This is a genomic window from Arthrobacter luteolus NBRC 107841 (assembly GCF_001552075.1).
In the GTDB taxonomy this organism is placed as follows: Bacteria; Actinomycetota; Actinomycetes; order Actinomycetales; family Micrococcaceae; genus Arthrobacter_B; species Arthrobacter_B luteolus.
Map to the genome: position 1 here is coordinate 13,140 of NZ_BCQM01000013.1, position 15,942 is coordinate 29,081.

At 65.3% G+C, this 15,942-nt stretch carries 15 protein-coding genes and 1 tRNA gene; 7 read left to right on the forward strand and 9 right to left on the reverse strand.

Going from position 1 to position 15,942, the window contains the following annotated elements:
- Positions 1-144: 144 nt before the first annotated feature.
- A complete protein-coding gene (locus AL3_RS16195) occupies positions 145-1,581 on the reverse strand; it encodes a DUF2252 domain-containing protein (protein ID WP_066302996.1) in 1,437 nt (478 codons plus the stop codon).
- A 247-nt stretch (positions 1,582-1,828) separates the two neighbouring features.
- Between AL3_RS16195 and AL3_RS16200 the strand changes: the two genes are divergently transcribed.
- Positions 1,829-3,031 carry a cation:proton antiporter domain-containing protein gene (locus AL3_RS16200; RefSeq protein ID WP_066302997.1) on the forward strand — a complete coding sequence of 401 codons (1,203 nt, stop codon included), beginning with the start codon at positions 1,829-1,831 and terminating at the stop codon, positions 3,029-3,031.
- A 56-nt stretch (positions 3,032-3,087) separates the two neighbouring features.
- Here the strand turns inward: AL3_RS16200 and AL3_RS16205 are convergent, their stop codons facing one another.
- From AL3_RS16205 to AL3_RS16225, 5 genes are all read right to left on the reverse strand, one after another.
- Positions 3,088-3,954, reverse strand: coding sequence for a serine hydrolase (locus AL3_RS16205; RefSeq protein WP_066302998.1), 867 nt, complete (start codon positions 3,952-3,954; stop codon positions 3,088-3,090).
- 183 nt (positions 3,955-4,137) lie between these two features.
- A tRNA-Val gene (locus AL3_RS16210) sits at positions 4,138-4,210 on the reverse strand.
- Positions 4,211-4,294: 84 nt separating this feature from the next.
- Positions 4,295-5,257 (reverse strand): NAD-dependent protein deacetylase, encoded by a 963-nt coding sequence (locus AL3_RS16215; RefSeq protein ID WP_066303003.1) that lies wholly within the window; start codon positions 5,255-5,257, stop codon positions 4,295-4,297.
- A complete protein-coding gene (locus tag AL3_RS16220; RefSeq protein WP_066303006.1) occupies positions 5,250-5,750 on the reverse strand; it encodes a peroxiredoxin in 501 nt (166 codons plus the stop codon). Before AL3_RS16220 ends, AL3_RS16215 begins: the two co-directional genes overlap by 8 nt.
- A gap of 7 nt (positions 5,751-5,757) precedes the next feature.
- Positions 5,758-6,177, reverse strand: a complete 420-nt coding sequence (locus AL3_RS16225; RefSeq protein WP_066303007.1) for a DUF3052 domain-containing protein — start codon at positions 6,175-6,177, stop codon at positions 5,758-5,760.
- Between the two features lie 334 nt (positions 6,178-6,511).
- On the opposite strand from AL3_RS16225, the gene aceE reads away from it, so the two are divergent.
- The 6 genes from aceE to fabF all read left to right on the forward strand — a co-directional run bounded on the left by aceE (position 6,512) and on the right by fabF (position 14,376).
- Positions 6,512-9,250: a pyruvate dehydrogenase (acetyl-transferring), homodimeric type gene (gene aceE, locus AL3_RS16230; RefSeq protein ID WP_066303009.1), complete on the forward strand. Its 2,739-nt coding sequence runs from the start codon at positions 6,512-6,514 to the stop codon at positions 9,248-9,250.
- Positions 9,251-9,353: 103 nt separating this feature from the next.
- Positions 9,354-10,586 (forward strand): PucR family transcriptional regulator, encoded by a 1,233-nt coding sequence (locus AL3_RS16235; protein ID WP_066303013.1) that lies wholly within the window; start codon positions 9,354-9,356, stop codon positions 10,584-10,586.
- A gap of 109 nt (positions 10,587-10,695) precedes the next feature.
- A complete protein-coding gene (locus AL3_RS16240; protein WP_066303015.1) occupies positions 10,696-11,652 on the forward strand; it encodes an ACP S-malonyltransferase in 957 nt (318 codons plus the stop codon).
- Positions 11,649-12,710: a beta-ketoacyl-ACP synthase III gene (locus AL3_RS16245; protein WP_066303017.1), complete on the forward strand. Its 1,062-nt coding sequence runs from the start codon at positions 11,649-11,651 to the stop codon at positions 12,708-12,710. The genes AL3_RS16240 and AL3_RS16245 overlap by 4 nt, the downstream gene beginning before the upstream one ends.
- Before the next feature lie 78 nt (positions 12,711-12,788).
- The gene (locus AL3_RS16250; RefSeq protein ID WP_055240832.1) at positions 12,789-13,034 is read left to right on the forward strand and encodes an acyl carrier protein; all 246 of its coding nucleotides are present in this window, start codon (positions 12,789-12,791) and stop codon (positions 13,032-13,034) included.
- 100 nt (positions 13,035-13,134) lie between these two features.
- Positions 13,135-14,376 (forward strand): beta-ketoacyl-ACP synthase II, encoded by a 1,242-nt coding sequence (gene fabF / locus AL3_RS16255; RefSeq protein ID WP_066303019.1) that lies wholly within the window; start codon positions 13,135-13,137, stop codon positions 14,374-14,376.
- Between the two features lie 106 nt (positions 14,377-14,482).
- On the opposite strand, the gene AL3_RS16260 is transcribed toward fabF, so the two are convergent.
- The 3 genes from AL3_RS16260 to AL3_RS16270 all read right to left on the reverse strand — a co-directional run bounded on the left by AL3_RS16260 (position 14,483) and on the right by AL3_RS16270 (position 15,902).
- Positions 14,483-14,791, reverse strand: coding sequence for a transcriptional regulator (locus tag AL3_RS16260; protein ID WP_066303021.1), 309 nt, complete (start codon positions 14,789-14,791; stop codon positions 14,483-14,485).
- Positions 14,784-15,251 carry a hypothetical protein gene (locus AL3_RS16265; protein WP_066303022.1) on the reverse strand — a complete coding sequence of 156 codons (468 nt, stop codon included), beginning with the start codon at positions 15,249-15,251 and terminating at the stop codon, positions 14,784-14,786. The genes AL3_RS16260 and AL3_RS16265 overlap by 8 nt, the downstream gene beginning before the upstream one ends.
- Before the next feature lie 147 nt (positions 15,252-15,398).
- The gene (locus AL3_RS16270) at positions 15,399-15,902 is read right to left on the reverse strand and encodes a DUF3145 domain-containing protein (RefSeq protein ID WP_066303027.1); all 504 of its coding nucleotides are present in this window, start codon (positions 15,900-15,902) and stop codon (positions 15,399-15,401) included.
- Between the last annotated feature and the right edge of the window lie 40 nt (positions 15,903-15,942).

A 15,942-nucleotide genomic window follows, 5' to 3' on the forward strand; every position in this document is an offset into this window, starting at 1 on the left:
TGCCGCAGCACGGTGTCGGCGCACCGATCGCGCCGTCTTCAGGCTCCAGCCTATTCTCCCGGAGGCTGCCCCCGCCACACGGGGGTGTGCGACGCGCGACACGTCCGCCGTCAGCCGCAGCTTTCCGGTCCCGGCCGCCAGTGGCTAGACCCCTTCGACCACCGGCAGGCGACCGGAACGCACCGCCTTCGCGAAGGCCTGGTAGTCGGCTTCATTTTGATCGGCGTACCGTTCACAGAAGTCCGTGACGGCGTTGTCGAACTTCTCGCTCTTGCCAAGGTAGGCAGCGATTGCGATCGGATCCCCCGCCCTGGCATGGGCCCTGGCCAAAGTCCAGCCACAGATGCGGGCGTAAAACTCCATCCCGAGGGGTTTCATCGCCTCCACGACGACGGCGCCCTTCATATCCCTGAGCTGACGCCAGTACAGGTACCGGTTGTCCTGCACTCCTTTTGTCCAGCCCAGGAAAATATCGCTGGCGGCCTGCATCCGCCGCTGGCCCTGCACCACCCGCTCACCCGGCTGGCGGTATTTGCTTTTCGGCAGGTGGTCCTCGAGGACGGAGCGCGTCGCTTCCTTCACTTGGAGGAACAACGGGTCCTCCGAATCGCGGCCCTGAAGCAAGACGATGAAGGCCCGGGTGCCGACGCTGCCGACACCCACCACCTTGCGGGCGACGTCTACCGTTTCGAAGCGCTCGAGGAGCAGCCGCCTGTCGTCCGGCAGGCTGGCCCGGTAGGACCGGAGCTGCTCCCGGGCCGCCTCCTGCATCTCCTCCGGGGACAAGCCCAGGGAATCGCCAAGCTCGCGGACGGGGATCAGGATCGGCGGCTGGCTGGCGATCCTGTATTTACCGTCCACCCGCTCGGCCAGCTTGGACAGCGCCTGCAGGCTGTCCCGGGAACGTGCCTTCCGGGCGGCCTTCTCTGCGTTCTTTTCCGCTCGTTTCGCAGCTTTTTTCTCTGCCTTGCCCTTGCTGGTCTCCCCCGCCAGCTGGATAGCCGACAGAACATCCGCCTCCGCCAGACGCGCGTACCAGACGTCCATAACGCCCATCTGGGCGAAGCCGTGCATCGCTTCGCGGTAAGCCTGCGCCGCCGCAAGGGTGACCGTGTGTGCTGCCTCGCTCGTGAAGGCGTTGTTCCTGGCCGCGATGGTGAAACTCGCTGACATCCGCAGCAGGTCGTACTCGAAGGGTCCAGGGAGTGTCTCGTCAAAGTCGTTGAGGTCGAAAACCAGGATCCGCTCCGGCGAACCGAACACTCCGAAGTTGGACAGGTGGGCGTCGCCGCACAGCTGGGTGGTCAGGCCGGCCCTCGGCACGTCTTTGAGGTCAGCGGCCATGATCTTGGCCGCTCCGCGGTAGAAAGTAAACGGAGAGGCAAGCATCCTGCCGTGGCGCACCGGCACGAGGTCCGGCTCGCGGGTGCGGTTCTGCTCCTCGATGAGCGAGACGGGGTCCGGGCGCCCGGGCGCGGGGGCCCATCCCCTGAGGGCGGAGAGCGGTGCCGCGTTCCGGCAGTCCTTGCCGGCTGCCACCCGTTCCGTGACGCTTGGGTGCTTGACCTTGGTTCTGACCATGATCGGCGACCTCTCCATGTCAGCTTGCTGCACCACCGGGCCCGTGCGTTCCAGGGGGGGCAGTGCCCGGCCCTCGAGGTCTAAAGAATATCGGATCGACTTCCCCGGACGGGATGGTCTGTGCCGCTTTGGCCTTCCCTGAACCCGTTCCCGCCCCTCATCTTCCTGGCCGCACCGCCTGCCCGGAGCCGCACTATCGACGGCTCCTGCACGGTCTCGTAGGTTGAAACCGGACGGGGAGGAACAGATGATCGCGTTACTGCTCGCAGCCATAGTACTGATAACGGTCAGTGCTTTCTCGGGGCCGCTTGCCCGGCGCGGCGTGACCTCTGCCATGGCTTTCCTGCTGGCTGGACTGATCCTCGGTGCGGCATTGGACGGCTCGCTCGGGTTAGGCCTGGAAAACGCCGCAGTTCTGGGGGTAGCTGAGCTGGCCCTGGTCTTCCTCCTCTTTACCGACGCTGCCCGTGTTGACCTTGGATTACTCCGCCGGAGCATCGGATGGCCGGGACGGTTGCTGACGATTGGGCTCCCGTTGACCCTCCTCCTCGGATTCGGTGCCGGGCTGCTGATTTTTCCCGGCCTCCCCCTGGCCAGTGCCTTCCTGCTCTCCGCCATGCTCTGCGCAACTGACGCTGCGCTCGGTCACCGGGTTGTCGAAGACCCCGCGGTACCAGGAAAGGTGCGCCAGGCGCTGAATGTGGAAAGCGGGCTGAACGATGGAATCGCGGTCCCGTTCTTCCTGGTATCCCTCGACATCTCGATGTCCGCATTGGAGGGGGGCGTGCGGTCGGCTGTGGTGGTTGCCATCACGGAGCAGATCGGCTGGGGAATGCTGGCCGGCGTCGTGATGGGGGGAGCAGGCGGATATATATTGCGGGTAGCCTCCAGTCGAGCGTGGTTCCAGCAGGAGTGGCGCCAGCCGGGAACACTGGCGGTTGCTGTGGGCGCCTATGCGGCGGCGGTTTCGCTGGGAGGCAGCGCATTCCTCGCCGCCTTCGTGGCAGGCCTGGCCTATCGCCTGGTCAAGGGCTCCGCGAACGTTGACACGAGTTACTTCACGGGCGAGGTAGGCAGCACATTGGCCGCGGCGACCTGGATGATTTTCGGCGCGGTGGCGGTCCTGACCGCACTCCCGCACATCACCTGGCAAGTCCTTGCCTACGCCCTGCTAAGCCTGACGGTCGTGCGGATGCTGCCGGTCGCCGTCGCTATGATCGGCAGCGGCGCACAGTGGCAGACCAAGGCGTTCATGGGGTGGTTCGGGCCCCGCGGACTGGCCTCCGTGGTGTTTGCCCTGCTGGCCTTCGAGCGGGGACCTCCAGCGGCCACCACGCTGCTCACGACGGTGGTCGTGACTGTCGGGCTGAGTGTGTTCGCACATGGACTGTCGGCAAAACCGCTGATTGCTGCCTACCAGCGCTGGGCTGCGGCGAGCCCCGGAAAATAGTGCCCGCTCCGGAGAATAGGCCCGCACCCGGTGCACCTTTCCCGCCGCCACTTGGGTTAGCCGGAGCTTTCCAGTTCCCACCGGTTGACGATCGCGGCGGCGCCTTCAAGGACCGAGATGCCTTCGTCGAGGGTTTCCGTGCCGGCGGTCAGCACGACGATGCTGTACTCCGTGGTGCCACCGACCACGAAACCTGAGCTGCCCACGTTCCAGTCAAGGAAGTCATCCTGCAGCCAGCCGTTCTTCAACCCCACTTCGGCCGTGGGATTGAGGATGCCTGCGGTAATTCCCCAAGCCTGTTCCGGCGAGACGTTTTCCAGGAGGCTGGCTGCGTAATCCTGCAGGTCGGGGCGGATCCAGTCGACGCCGAGAGCCACCGCCGTGGCTATGCGCAGCTGGTCTTCGGCGGTCGTTTCGTTCGCACCCCAGATGTCTGTCGCTTCCGTCCCGGTGACCCCCAGCAGCCCGTACGTCCGCTGGAGTTCCTCCGCCCCGCCGATACCGGAGTAGAGCTCGTCGGTGGCAGCGTTATCACTCTGGCCGATCATCAGTTCTGCCAGCAACTGCTCCGTCTCGGTCAGGCCGCGTTCCTCTTCCGTGGCCTGCCGCAGGAGGGTCAGCAGGATCGGCACTTTAACCAGGCTGGCCTCGAGGTACCGGCCCTCGGCGTTGTAGGACCAGGCGTGGCCGGAATCGTACTCGTAGATGGCAACGGAGATGGCGATACCGGTCTCCGCGGCATAGCTGTCGAGCTCGGCCCGCAGCGCCAGCTCCGGTTCCTCGGTGGCCGACGGCGTTTCAGTGCTGCCGGGCAGCGTCACCGTCTGCGCTTCGGGTTCGCCGGTGCATCCGGAGACGGCCGTGACCAGCATTCCTGCTGCCAGCAGGAATGCCAGAAAAGGCTTCAGGAAGGCAGTGCGCAAAATGATTGTTTCTTTCAGGTTCCAGTGGGACGGCGATGCACAAAGTGCACCTGTTCCTTGGTAGCAGTGGAGTCTTTGAGTTGGATGTGCGCCCTCTGTCCGGCTGCTCAGAATCGTTGGTGCCCCCGGGGCCGGGCACGAAAAAACCCGCCTGCAGTTGTTACCGCAGGCGGGTTTAGCCGGTGGGTCCTACCGGGATCGAACCGATGACATCCACGGTGTAAACGTGGCGCTCTACCAGCTGAGCTAAAGACCCGACGTGACCCGTTATGCCAGCTGGGAAAACCCGGCCAGCGCCGCATCACGAGGAATTACATTACCGGAAAGCTGCACCAAACGCCTAATCCGAGTGGCGCCCGGGGTGGTGCGGCGCGTCGGAGCCTGCATCCGGCAGGGTGCGGGCAAGGTACTGGAGTGCGGTACCGACCCCCATGTCGATTTTCAGGTCCGCCAGTGCATCTCCGCGGGTCTGTCCGCGGTTGATGATTACCACCGGTTTGCCTTCCTTGGCTGCGTGCCGGACAAACCGAAGCCCGCTCATCACTGTCAGGGAGGACCCGGCAACCAGCAGCGCGCCGGCGTCGTCCACTGCAGCGTAGGCGAGCCGGACACGCTCCTTGGGCACGTTTTCGCCGAAGTACACGAAATCGGGTTTGAGCATGCCGTCGCAGACCGGGCAGTCCGCGACCGTGAAGTCTCCGGTGTCGGAGATTTCCGCGTCGGCGTCCGGAGCGATTTCACCTTCCCCGGCAACCCGGTCCAGGTACCCGGGGTTCAGCCGTTCCAGCAGCCTGGCTATCCCCTCCCGCGTGTAAACGGATCCGCAGGACAGGCACAGCACCCGGTCGTACCGGCCGTGCAGGTCAATGACGCGGACACTTCCAGCGTCGCTGTGGAGCCGGTCCACGTTCTGAGTGATCACCCCGGTCAGCAGGCCGCGCTCTTCCAGATGCACCACCGCTTCGTGGCCGGCGTTGGGCACGGCATGCCGCAGGTGGTGCCAGCCGATGTGGTTGCGGGCCCAGTAACGCTGGCGCAGCACGGGGTCACCAACGAACTGCTGGTACGTCATGGGGTTGCGCGGCGGCGCGTCTGGACCGCGGTAGTCCGGGATACCCGAGTCAGTGCTCAGGCCGGCTCCGGTTAGCAGCGCCATCCGGCGTCCGGCCAGGAGTTCGACGGCGGCGTCCAGCTCCCGGCGCTCGGCTTCCGTTGGTTCCGCCGAGGCTTCAGCTGCCTCCCGGGCCGCGAATCCGGTCAGGCCGGTACCGGGGTCCGTCGGCGGTGTCGGGGGTTCAGTCATTCCGGGATCCACCGGCCACTGACATGCCTTCGAGTGCCAGAAGGTAGTCATCCGGGTCACGGGGAGTATTGATCGAGGAGCGCAGAATGTGCTGGACCGCCCCCTCCGGGCCGATAAAGAAACTGGACCTCGTTGCCAGCCCGCGGCGTTCGTCAAATACCCCGTACCGGCGGGCCACCGCCCCGTGCGGCCAGAAGTCCGAAAGCAGGTCGAAGGACCAGCCCTGTTCCATGGCCCAGGCGCGCAGGGAGTACTTGGCATCGCAGGAGACTGCCAGCAGAGCAGCTCCAGCATCCGCAAAAGCGGGTTGAAGCTTCGCGAGGCTGGACAGCTCGCCGGAGCAGACCCGGGAAAACGCGAACGGGTAGAAAACGAGGACGACGGAACGTTCCGCTAACCCGTCGAGGCTGATCTGCTCCCCATATTGGTTGGGAAGGTCAAAGCCCGGGGCAGGGTCCCCGATGCCGGGGCCCCCAACCGTTTCGGGTGCCAATGCGGGTCTATTTCTTCCTGCGGCTCACCAGGCGGGTGGCCGCCCAGTCCTGGCAGACCCCCGGAGAGGTTGTCACGTGCAGCCCGGCGGTGGGTGCTGCCTCTTCGATATCCGCCGGGGGAACGTACCCGTTCCGGCCCGACTTCGGTGTCAGGACCCAGACGACACCGCCGTCATCGAGCGTGGTCAGCGAATCGACCAGCGCATCGACCAGATCCCCGTCATCGGCACGCCACCACAGAATCACGCCGTCGACCACGTCGTGGTCCTCTTCTGTGAGGAGTTCTCCGCCGACTAAGTCCTCGAGGTCCTCCCGCAGATCAAAGTCGACGTCGTCGTCGTAGCCGAATTCCTGAATCAGGTCACCGTCTTTAAAACCCATTCTCTCCGCCACGTTGCTCTCCGTGACGGCATCGGCCTCGCTCACTTCACTCCTCCTGGTTGACTGCATAAATACAAGGGAATCACATCTTCGCTCGAACTGCCCTTTCCCTGACATAAGGGAACACCTTTTAACCGGAAGCTTCAAGGGCCGCCGGCGATGCGCGGAGCGGAATCCAGCGGGCCGAAAGCGGCCCCCGCAGATGCGTTTGCGCCGCGGACGGCCGGCTGGACCGCACCGGAGACGAGGATCACCCGGAAGGCTACGCAAGGGTTCCGCGCCGGTCTACAGTGAAGAAGAGGACCAAGGACGGGCCCCGGAGCCGTCCACCGCAGCACAGCACCAATGTCCAGACGTAATCTGTGCATAGGAGAGTTTCGTGGCCGCAGACGATAAATCGGACATCCTCAGCGGGCTCACCGGCCAGCTGCCGGACAGTGATCCCGAAGAAACCGCGGAATGGATCGAGTCCCTCGACGACCTGGTCCGCAGCGAAGGCACCGAGCGGGCGCAGTTCATCATGCGTTCCCTGCTCCAGCGGGCCGGTGCGCACTCCATCGGTGTTCCCATGGTGACCACCACCGACTACGTCAACACGATCCCGGTGGACCAGGAACCCGAGTTCCCAGGCGACGAGGACATCGAGCGGCGGTTTCGGGCGTGGATGCGCTGGAACGCGGCAGTCATGGTGCACCGGGCGCAGCGCCCCGGAGTCGGCGTCGGCGGCCACATCTCCACGTTCGCCGGTGCCGCGACCCTGTATGAGGTGGGCATGAACCACTTCTTCCGCGGCAAGGACCATCCGGGCCGGGGAGACCAGGTCTACTTCCAGGGCCACGCTGCCCCTGGCATGTATGCCCGGGCGTTCCTCGAGGGCCGGCTGTCCGAAGAGGATTTGGACGGGTTCCGGCAGGAGAAGTCCCGCGAGGGACACGCCCTGTCCTCCTACCCGCACCCGCGGTCCATGCCGGACTTCTGGGAGTTCCCCACCGTGTCCATGGGCATCGGCCCGATGAACGCCATCTATCAGGCCCAGCTGAACCGGTATCTGGACAACCGCGGCATGAAGGACACCTCGGACCAGCATGTCTGGGCGTTCCTGGGCGACGGCGAAATGGACGAGCCCGAATCCCGGGGGCTGCTGCACGTGGCCGCGAACGACAAGCTGGACAACCTCACGTTCGTGGTGAACTGCAACCTGCAGCGCCTCGATGGCCCGGTGCGCGGCAACGGCAAAATCATGCAGGAACTTGAAGCGTTCTTCCGCGGCGCGGGCTGGAACGTGGTGAAGGTTGTCTGGGGCCGCGAGTGGGATCCGCTGCTCGAGCAGGACACCGACGGCGCCCTGGTGGACATCATGAACTCCACCCTCGACGGCGACTACCAGACCTACAAGGCAGAGTCCGGCGGATTTATCCGTGACCACTTTTTTGGCAAGTCCCCCCAGACCAAGGCGATGGTTTCAGGACTGTCCGACGACGAGATCTGGAACCTCAAGCGCGGCGGGCACGACTACCGGAAGGTCTACGCCGCCTATCAGGCGGCCATGGACTTCAAGGGGAAGCCCACGGTGATCCTGGCCCACACGGTGAAGGGTTACGGCCTCGGCCCGCACTTCGAAGCCCGCAACGCGACCCACCAGATGAAGAAGCTGACCCTGGATGACCTCAAGCTGTTCCGCGACTATCTGCGGATTCCCATCACGGATGATCAGCTGGAGGCCGACCCCTACCGGCCGCCGTATTACAACCCGGGCCCGCAGTCTCCGGAGATCCGGTACATGCTGGACCGCAGGCGGGAACTGGGCGGATTCCTGCCCGAGCGGCGAACGGACTATAAGCCCATCCACCTGCCCGGCGAAAAGTCCTACGAAGTGGCCAACCGCGGCTCGGGCAAACAGCTGGCGGCCACCACCATGGCCTTCGTCCGGCTGCTCAAGGACCTGATGCGGGACAAGGAATTCGGGATGCGTATTGTGCCGATCATCCCTGATGAGGCCCGGACCTTCGGTATGGACTCCTTCTTCCCGACCGCCAAAATCTACAATCCCCAGGGACAGAACTACCTCTCCGTGGACCGCGACCTGATGCTGGCCTACAAAGAGTCCCCGCAGGGCCAGATTGTGCACGTGGGCATCAACGAAGCCGGTTCCATTGCCGCGTTCACCGCTGCCGGCAGCGCGTACGCCACCCAGGGAGTTCCCCTCATCCCGGTGTACGTCTTCTATTCGATGTTCGGTTTCCAGCGCACCGGCGACTACCTCTGGGCTGCGGCTGACCAGATGGCCCGCGGCTTCCTGATCTCTGCCACGGCCGGCCGCACCACTCTGACCGGTGAGGGCCTGCAGCATGCCGACGGCCACTCGCCGATCCTGGCTTCCACCAACCCCGCGGTGAAGACCTACGATCCGGCCTACGGCTACGAGATCGGGCACATCGTGCGCCACGGCCTCGACGAAATGTACGGTCCTGACTCTGCGGATCCGAACGTGATTTACAACATCATGGCCTACAACGAACCGATCCTGCAGCCAAAAGCACCGGAAGAGCTCGACGTCGAAGGCGTCATCGGGGGGATCTATCTGCTCTCCCCCGCCGGCATTGACGGACCGCGCACACAGCTTCTGGCCTCCGGCGTCGCAGTTCCCTGGGCCATGGAGGCCCAGCAGCTGCTGGCGGATGACTGGGGTGTCTCCGCGGACGTCTGGTCCGTGACCTCATGGAACGAACTGCGCCGCGACGGGCTCGCAGCGGAGGAGGACGCCTTCCTGCATCCGGACGCCGAACCGAGGGTGCCGTTCGTAACGCAGCAGATGTCCGGGGCCACCGGGCCGATCGTGGCGTCCACGGACTATATGAAGGCCGTTCCGGACCAGATCCGCCAGTTCCTGCCGAACGAGTTCGCGGCCCTCGGAGCAGATGGCTTCGGCTTTGCCGACACCCGGGCCGCGGCCCGCCGGTACTTCAAGATCGACAGCCACTCCATGGTGGTCCGTGCCCTGGAGATGCTGGCCCGGCGCGGTGAGGTGGATTCCGCGGCACCGAAGCAGGCAATCGGCAGGTACCACCTGTACGACGTCACGAAGGGCACCAGCGGCAACGCCGGAGGCGACGCCTAGTTTCCTGCGCCACCGGGCACCGTCTGGCTCCTGTACTGCAGGCTGTGAGTTGTAGCCTTCACACAAAATGGAGGTTGACTGTCTGACGTCGTAAGCTCAAGACATGCCTGTTCCCCCCTCTGCACGCAATGCCTCCGCTGGGCCGGATGAGAGCGGCGCTGACCCGGTGGTCCTGGAACGGCTCAAGGCGAACATCGGCAAACTGTCCACTTCCACCATGAAGCAGCTCGATGTCTCCCTCCCGTGGTACCGGGGGCTGCGCCCGGATGAACGCTCGGCACTGGGCATGGTGGCCCAAAAAGGTATCGCGTCGTTCGTCAACTGGTATGAGCGTCCGGCCTCGCCGGCATGGGTCCTCAGCGACGTTTTCGGCACGGCACCCACCGAACTGACCCGGGCAATCAGCCTGCAGAAGGCCCTCGCCCTCATCCGCGTGGTTGTGCAGGTCGTCGAAGACCGGGTTCCGGAGCTGGCCGCGGGCTCGGCGCAGGGCCCGCTGCGTGAGGCCGTCCTGCGGTACTCCCGCGAAGTCGCCTTCGCGGCCGCCGATGTGTATGCCCGGGCCGCTGAAACCCGCGGCGCCTGGGACACCCGGCTTGAAGCCCTGGTGGTGGACGCCATCCTGCGCGGCGAAAGCTCCGATGCCCTGCGTTCCCGTATCGCGGCTGTGGGCTGGACGTCGACGGCGGGAGTCACCGTGATCGTCGGCAGTTCCCCTGCAGACCAGAACCCCACCTTCGTGAATGAACTGCGGCGCGTGGCCGGACGGCTCGCGGAAGACATCCTGGTTGGCATCCAAGGGGACAGGCTGATCCTGGTTTTAGGCGGACTGTCGGACAAATCCGGGTCCTACACCCGGCTGGCAGACCTTTTCGGGCCCGGACCTGTGGTCTACGGCCCGCCCGCAGACTCCCTGGTGGAGGCCGGACCTTCCGCCCAGGCAGCCTTCGCCGGCCTCACCGCCGCCCGCGCCTGGCCTGCCGCCCCCCGCCCGGTCTCGGCTGACGATCTCTGGCCCGAACGGGTGATGTCCGGCGACGAATCGGCGCGCAAAGCCTTGGTGCGCAGCATCTACCGCCCCCTGCTGGCGGCCTCGAACGGACTGGCCGAAACGCTGTCCGCCTACCTCTCCCTCGGCCATTCGCTCGAGGCCACGGCCCGGGAACTCTTCGTCCACGCGAATACCGTCCGCTACCGTCTGCGGCGCGTCTGCGACATCACCGGCTGGGACCCGATGCTGCCCAGGGAAGCATTCGTCCTGCAGACCGCGTTGGTGGTCGGGCGGCTTTCGCCGACCGGAAAGGCGGCCCCTGAGCGGCCGTCACCACGCAGTTGACCAGGCTTGCCAGCACCGGCTGCCCTTGTAGACTTCCTACAATGCCCTTCGGTGAGCTTGGTTCACCTAAACACCCGGGAAATCCGGCCGACTTTGGAAAGCTTGATACGTGCTAGCAATCGTCTGCCCCGGCCAGGGGTCACAAACGCCAGGCTTCCTTTCTCCGTGGCTTGAACTGCCAGGAGTCCGGGAGCACCTTGAAGCCCTCTCCGCCGTAGCCGGACTGGATCTCATTGCCCATGGCACCGTTTCCGACGAGGAGACCATCAAGGACACCGCCGTTGCCCAGCCCCTGATCGTGGCTGCCGGCCTGGTGGCGGCACGCCAGCTCCTGGACACGGAGGCACTCACCGCGGCCACCGTCGTCGCCGGCCATTCCGTCGGCGAGATCACGGCAGCAGCCGTCTCCGGCGCACTGCCGGAAGACGATGCCATTGTTTTTGTCCGTGAACGGGCCAACGCCATGGCCAGGGCCGCAGCCGCCCAGCCCACCGGAATGAGCGCTGTCCTCGGCGGCGACCCCGAAGAAGTGGCCCGTGTCCTGGCCGAAGCCGGCCTTACAGCTGCCAACGCCAATGGCGGCGGCCAGATCGTTGCCGCCGGAACACTGGAACAGCTGCAGGCGCTGGCTGAGAATCCGCCGGCTAAGGCCCGGGTTATTCCGCTCAAGGTGGCCGGAGCCTTCCACACCTCGCATATGGAACCGGCTGTGAGCGTGCTCGAAGCACTGCGTCCGTCCCTCTCGCCGGCCGACCCGCGCCCCACGCTTCTTTCGAATTACGACGGCGCCGCCGTTGTGGGCGGCGGTTCCAACCTTGACAGCCTCATCGCGCAGGTGTCCCGTCCGGTGCGCTGGGATCTGTGCATGGAAACCATGACCTCCGCCGGAGTCACCGGCATCCTGGAGCTGCCGCCGGCCGGTACCCTGACCGGACTGGCCAAGCGGGGCATGCGCGGGGTTCCGTCGCTTGCCCTGAAAACCCCCGAAGATCTCGCCGCAGCCCGGGAATTCGTGGCTGAGCACTCCGGCGCCGCAGCAGTTACGACACAAGAAGGTAATGCGTGAGCACGCCCACCCTGAAGCAGTCCCCCGTTCACGAGTTCAGCCGTATCCACGGGATCGGTGCTTTCCGGCCCGATGTGATCGTCAGCAACGACGACGTCTGCCAGTGGATTGACTCCTCCGATGAGTGGATCCGGCAGCGCACTGGAATTGTCACCCGGCACCGGGCGGACAAGGGAACCTCCGTGGTGGACATGGCAGAGTTCGCCGGGCGTGAAGCCCTGGAGAAGGCCGGCATCGATGGTTCGGCCCTGGGCGCGGTCATCGTCTCCACCGTGACCCACCCCTTCGCCACCCCCTCCGCCGCCGCACAGGTCGCCGATAGGCTCGGAGCCACCCCGGCCCCGGCCTACGACGTCTCCGCAGCCTGCGCCGGCTACTGCTACGGCATTGCCCAGGCAGACGCCCTCGTCCGCTCCGGCGCCGCCGAGTACGTCCTGGTGGTCGGCGTGGAGAAGTTGTCGGACTTCATCGACAACACCGAGCGCACCATTTCCTTCCTGCTCGGCGACGGCGCGGGAGCCGTCGTCGTGGGTCCCTCCGACACTCCGGGCATTGGCCCTTCGGTCTGGGGATCGGACGGAAGCAAGTCCGGCGCCATCGGCATGACCCATTCCATGCTGGAAGTCCGTGAACTGTCCCTGGCTGCGGAATCCGATGGAACGCTTCCCGCCTCCGTCCTCGCCGAGCGCGAAACCAAGCTTTGGCCCACCCTGCGCCAGGACGGCCAGACCGTCTTCCGCTGGGCTGTCTGGGAAATGGCAAAGGCCGCCCAGCAGGCCCTGGACGCCGCCGGCATCACTGCAGCCGACCTTTCCGCGTTTGTCCCGCACCAGGCGAACATGCGGATCATCGATGAAATGGCCAAGCAGCTCAAGCTCCCCGAATCCGTGGTCATCGCCCGGGATATTGCCGATGCAGGGAACACCTCAGCGGCATCCATCCCCCTGGCGACGCACCGCCTGCTCACTGAACACCCCGAGCTCAGCGGAAAACTGTCCCTGCAGATTGGCTTCGGCGCCGGGCTGGTCTTCGGCGCACAGGTAGTAGTCCTCCCCTAGTTTCCAAGCCACACCGCCCCTGGCGGTTGGAAAACCCAGACCGGTCCAGCACCGGCATCACAGAAAAAAGGAGCCCCCATGGCTAGCAACGAAGAAATCCTGGCCGGTCTCGCCGAGATCGTCAACGAGGAAACCGGCCTGGCCCCCGAGGCCGTCGAGCTCGACAAGTCCTTCACGGATGACCTGGACATCGACTCCATCTCGATGATGACCATCGTGGTCAACGCCGAGGAAAAGTTCGGCGTGCGTATCCCCGACGAAGAGGTCAAGAACCTCAAGACCGTTGGCGACGCCGTCGACTTCATCTCCAACGCCCAGGCGTAGTTCGTGGAGGGCGGCCGCTGCCGGTGCGGCGGCCGCCCTTTGCAGCAACCCGCCGCCGCGCCCAGGCGGGCGCACCACCAATTTTCCGAGAGAGTGAATCATGGCCCGCAAAGTAGTCATTACCGGCCTCGGCGCAACAACGCCGATCGGCGGAGATGTCCCGACCATGTGGAAGAACGCCCTGAAGGGTGTCTCCGGTGCCCGCACACTGGAAGACGACTGGGTCGAGCAGTACAGCCTGCCCGTCACCTTCGCAGCGCGCGTGTCCACCCCGGCCACTGAGGTCCTCTCCCGGGTTGAAGCAAAGCGGATGGACCCCTCGACGCAGTTTGCCGTCGTCGCCTCCCGTGAGGCGTGGGCCGACTCCGGCCTGGCGGAATCCGACGTCGACCACGACCGGCTTGCCGTGTCCTTCGCCACCGGGATCGGCGGCGTCTGGACCCTGCTCGATGCCTGGGACACCCTGCGGGAAAAGGGACCCCGGCGCGTGCTGCCGATGACGGTCCCCATGCTGATGCCCAATGGCCCGGCCGCTGCCGTCAGCCTTGACCTGGGTGCCCGTGCCGGTGCCCATACCCCCGTTTCTGCCTGCGCCTCCGGCACCGAGTCCCTGCATCAGGGCCTTGAACTGATCCGGTCCGGCAAGGCCGACATCGTTGTCTGCGGCGGTGCCGAAGCGGCCATCCACCCGATGCCGCTGGCTTCCTTCGCCTCCATGCAGGCACTCTCCAAGCGCAATGACGACCCCGAGCGCGCTTCCCGCCCCTACGACAAAGACCGCGACGGCTTTGTCATGGGCGAAGGCGCCGGTGCCCTGGTGCTTGAGGCCGAGGAACACGCTCTGGCCCGCGGCGCGCGGATTTACGCTGAACTGGCTGGAACCGCAGTTACCGCCGATGCTTACCACATCACGGCCCCGGACCCCGAGGGCCTGGGCGCCACGCGTGCGCTCAAAGCAGCGCTCTTTGATGCCCGTGCCCATGCCGAAGACGTGGTGCACGTCAACGCCCATGCAACGTCGACGCCCGTCGGAGACAAGCCCGAGTACACGGCACTGAAGAGTGCCCTGGGCGCGCACGTGGACAACGTAGCGGTCTCTGCGACCAAGTCCCAGACCGGGCATCTGCTGGGAGCTTCCGGCGCCGTCGAAGCAGTGATGACAGCAATGGCGGTTTACACCCGGCAGGCCCCGGCCACCATCAACCTCGACAACCAGGATCCGGAGATCCCGCTCGACGTTGTCACGTCAGCCCGCAACCTGCCCACAGGCGACATCGTGGTGCTGAACAACTCCTTCGGCTTCGGCGGGCACAACGCCGTCGTTGCCCTACGGAACCACTAAGTACCTGACCGCAGCAAGCTAAAGGCCGGGCCCCCGAACGGGGTCCGTCCTTTAGCTTTAAGCGCAGACCGTGCCGCGGTTTCGTCAGGGGCAGCGGCCTGGCCGCCTACTGTCCGGCTGTGCCGGCGATCTGTTGAAGTGCCCGCACATGCGCTTCAAAGGCAGACCGCCCTGCCCGGGAGAGCGAGAGCCACATGACCCGGCGGGCATCTCCCCGGTCCGCTTTCGCTGCTTTGTCGGCCAGGACATAGCCGGACTCCGCCAGGGTTTTCACATGCTTGGACAGGGTGGCATCCGAAACGTCCAGGGCAGTTCGCAGCACACCAAAGTCGAGCCGGTCGACAGGATGGAGGAGCCCGCAGATCCGCAGCCGCAGCGGTGCGTGGATGACCTCGTCGAAGCGCGGCTCATCCATGGCGCAGTTTCGCGGCTGCGGACCGGTAGGCGACTGCAGCCAGCCAGGTTGTGAGGCAAAACGCGGCGGCGCTGGTGAAGAGGACCGCCCAGGGCAGGCCCAGGGACACCAATCCCAGGGAGGTGCTGAAGAGAATGAGGCAGACGGCGGCGATTCCGGCCACGGCCAACGCTGCATGGAATCCCATGCTCCGGAAGCGGATCCCCGTATTCCGCTGGACCAGGTACATAAGGACCAGGACTATGGCCAGGATCATCACCCCGGATGACGGCGGTTCGTAGCCCTGGCCGGGAGATGCCGTGGCAGCCGCTCCAACCCACCACGCAGCAACGGCTCCAAAACCGGCCAGGAGCGGCCAGGGAACGCGAATGCTCTCTGCCAGCCGTTCCCGGTCCGCTCCCAGTTCGGTCAGGGCACTGGCTGCTTCGGCGCGTGTCGGCCGCTGAAATTCACTTTCCATGTTGGAAAGACTAAGCAACACTTTCCGATACGGCAAGTCATTTCCGGAATGTTGCGTCAGCTCGATCCGCCGGGCAGGCGGCAGCACGTCCGGTCAATGACCTCTAACGGAGGCCGTTCCGCGGCGTCGGCCTGCTGGGGACGGTGGTCAGCCGACCTGGTGCAGCCAGCGGACAGGAGCTCCGTCGGCAGCATGGCGGAACGGTTCAAGTTCATCGTCCCAGGCCTCGCCCAGTGCGAGGGAAAGCTCGTGGTAAACGGCGGCGGGATCGCCTGCACCGTTTTCATAGGCGTACCGGATGCGGTCTTCGGAAACCATGATGTTCCCGTGCACATCCGTGGTGGCGTGGAAGATTCCCAGCTCAGGAGTGTGGGACCAGCGGCTGCCGTCGGCGCCCGCGCTGGCTTCTTCTGTGACCTCATAGCGGAGGTGTGCCCAGCCACGCAGCGCGGAGGCCAGCAGCGATCCGGTCCCCTGCGGACCGGACCAGGCAAGTTCTGCGCGGACCATCCCGGGTGCGGCGGGCTGCGGAGCCCACTCAAAGTCCGTCCGCTTCTCAACGACGGAACCGATGGCCCACTCGATATGAGGGCACAACGCAGAAGGGGCTGAGTGCACGAACAATACGCCGTGCGCCATCACAACAGTCATTCCATCCTCCGTAGCTGTAGGTGCGTCTTCCCCAACGACC

What these genes read in the sequence shown, in the direction of transcription:
- AL3_RS16195 (WP_066302996.1), bottom strand. Translation starts at nt 1,581, where the DNA reads ATGGTCAGAACCAAGGTCAAGCACCCAAGCGTCACGGAACGGGTGGCA.
- AL3_RS16200 (WP_066302997.1), top strand. Translation starts at nt 1,829, where the DNA reads ATGATCGCGTTACTGCTCGCAGCCATAGTACTGATAACGGTCAGTGCT.
- AL3_RS16215 (WP_066303003.1), bottom strand. Translation starts at nt 5,257, where the DNA reads ATGACTGAACCCCCGACACCGCCGACGGACCCCGGTACCGGCCTGACC.
- AL3_RS16235 (WP_066303013.1), top strand. Translation starts at nt 9,354, where the DNA reads ATGCCTGTTCCCCCCTCTGCACGCAATGCCTCCGCTGGGCCGGATGAG.
- AL3_RS16250 (WP_055240832.1), top strand. Translation starts at nt 12,789, where the DNA reads ATGGCTAGCAACGAAGAAATCCTGGCCGGTCTCGCCGAGATCGTCAAC.
- fabF (WP_066303019.1), top strand. Translation starts at nt 13,135, where the DNA reads ATGGCCCGCAAAGTAGTCATTACCGGCCTCGGCGCAACAACGCCGATC.
- AL3_RS16260 (WP_066303021.1), bottom strand. Translation starts at nt 14,791, where the DNA reads ATGGATGAGCCGCGCTTCGACGAGGTCATCCACGCACCGCTGCGGCTG.
- AL3_RS16265 (WP_066303022.1), bottom strand. Translation starts at nt 15,251, where the DNA reads ATGGAAAGTGAATTTCAGCGGCCGACACGCGCCGAAGCAGCCAGTGCC.
- AL3_RS16270 (WP_066303027.1), bottom strand. Translation starts at nt 15,902, where the DNA reads ATGACTGTTGTGATGGCGCACGGCGTATTGTTCGTGCACTCAGCCCCT.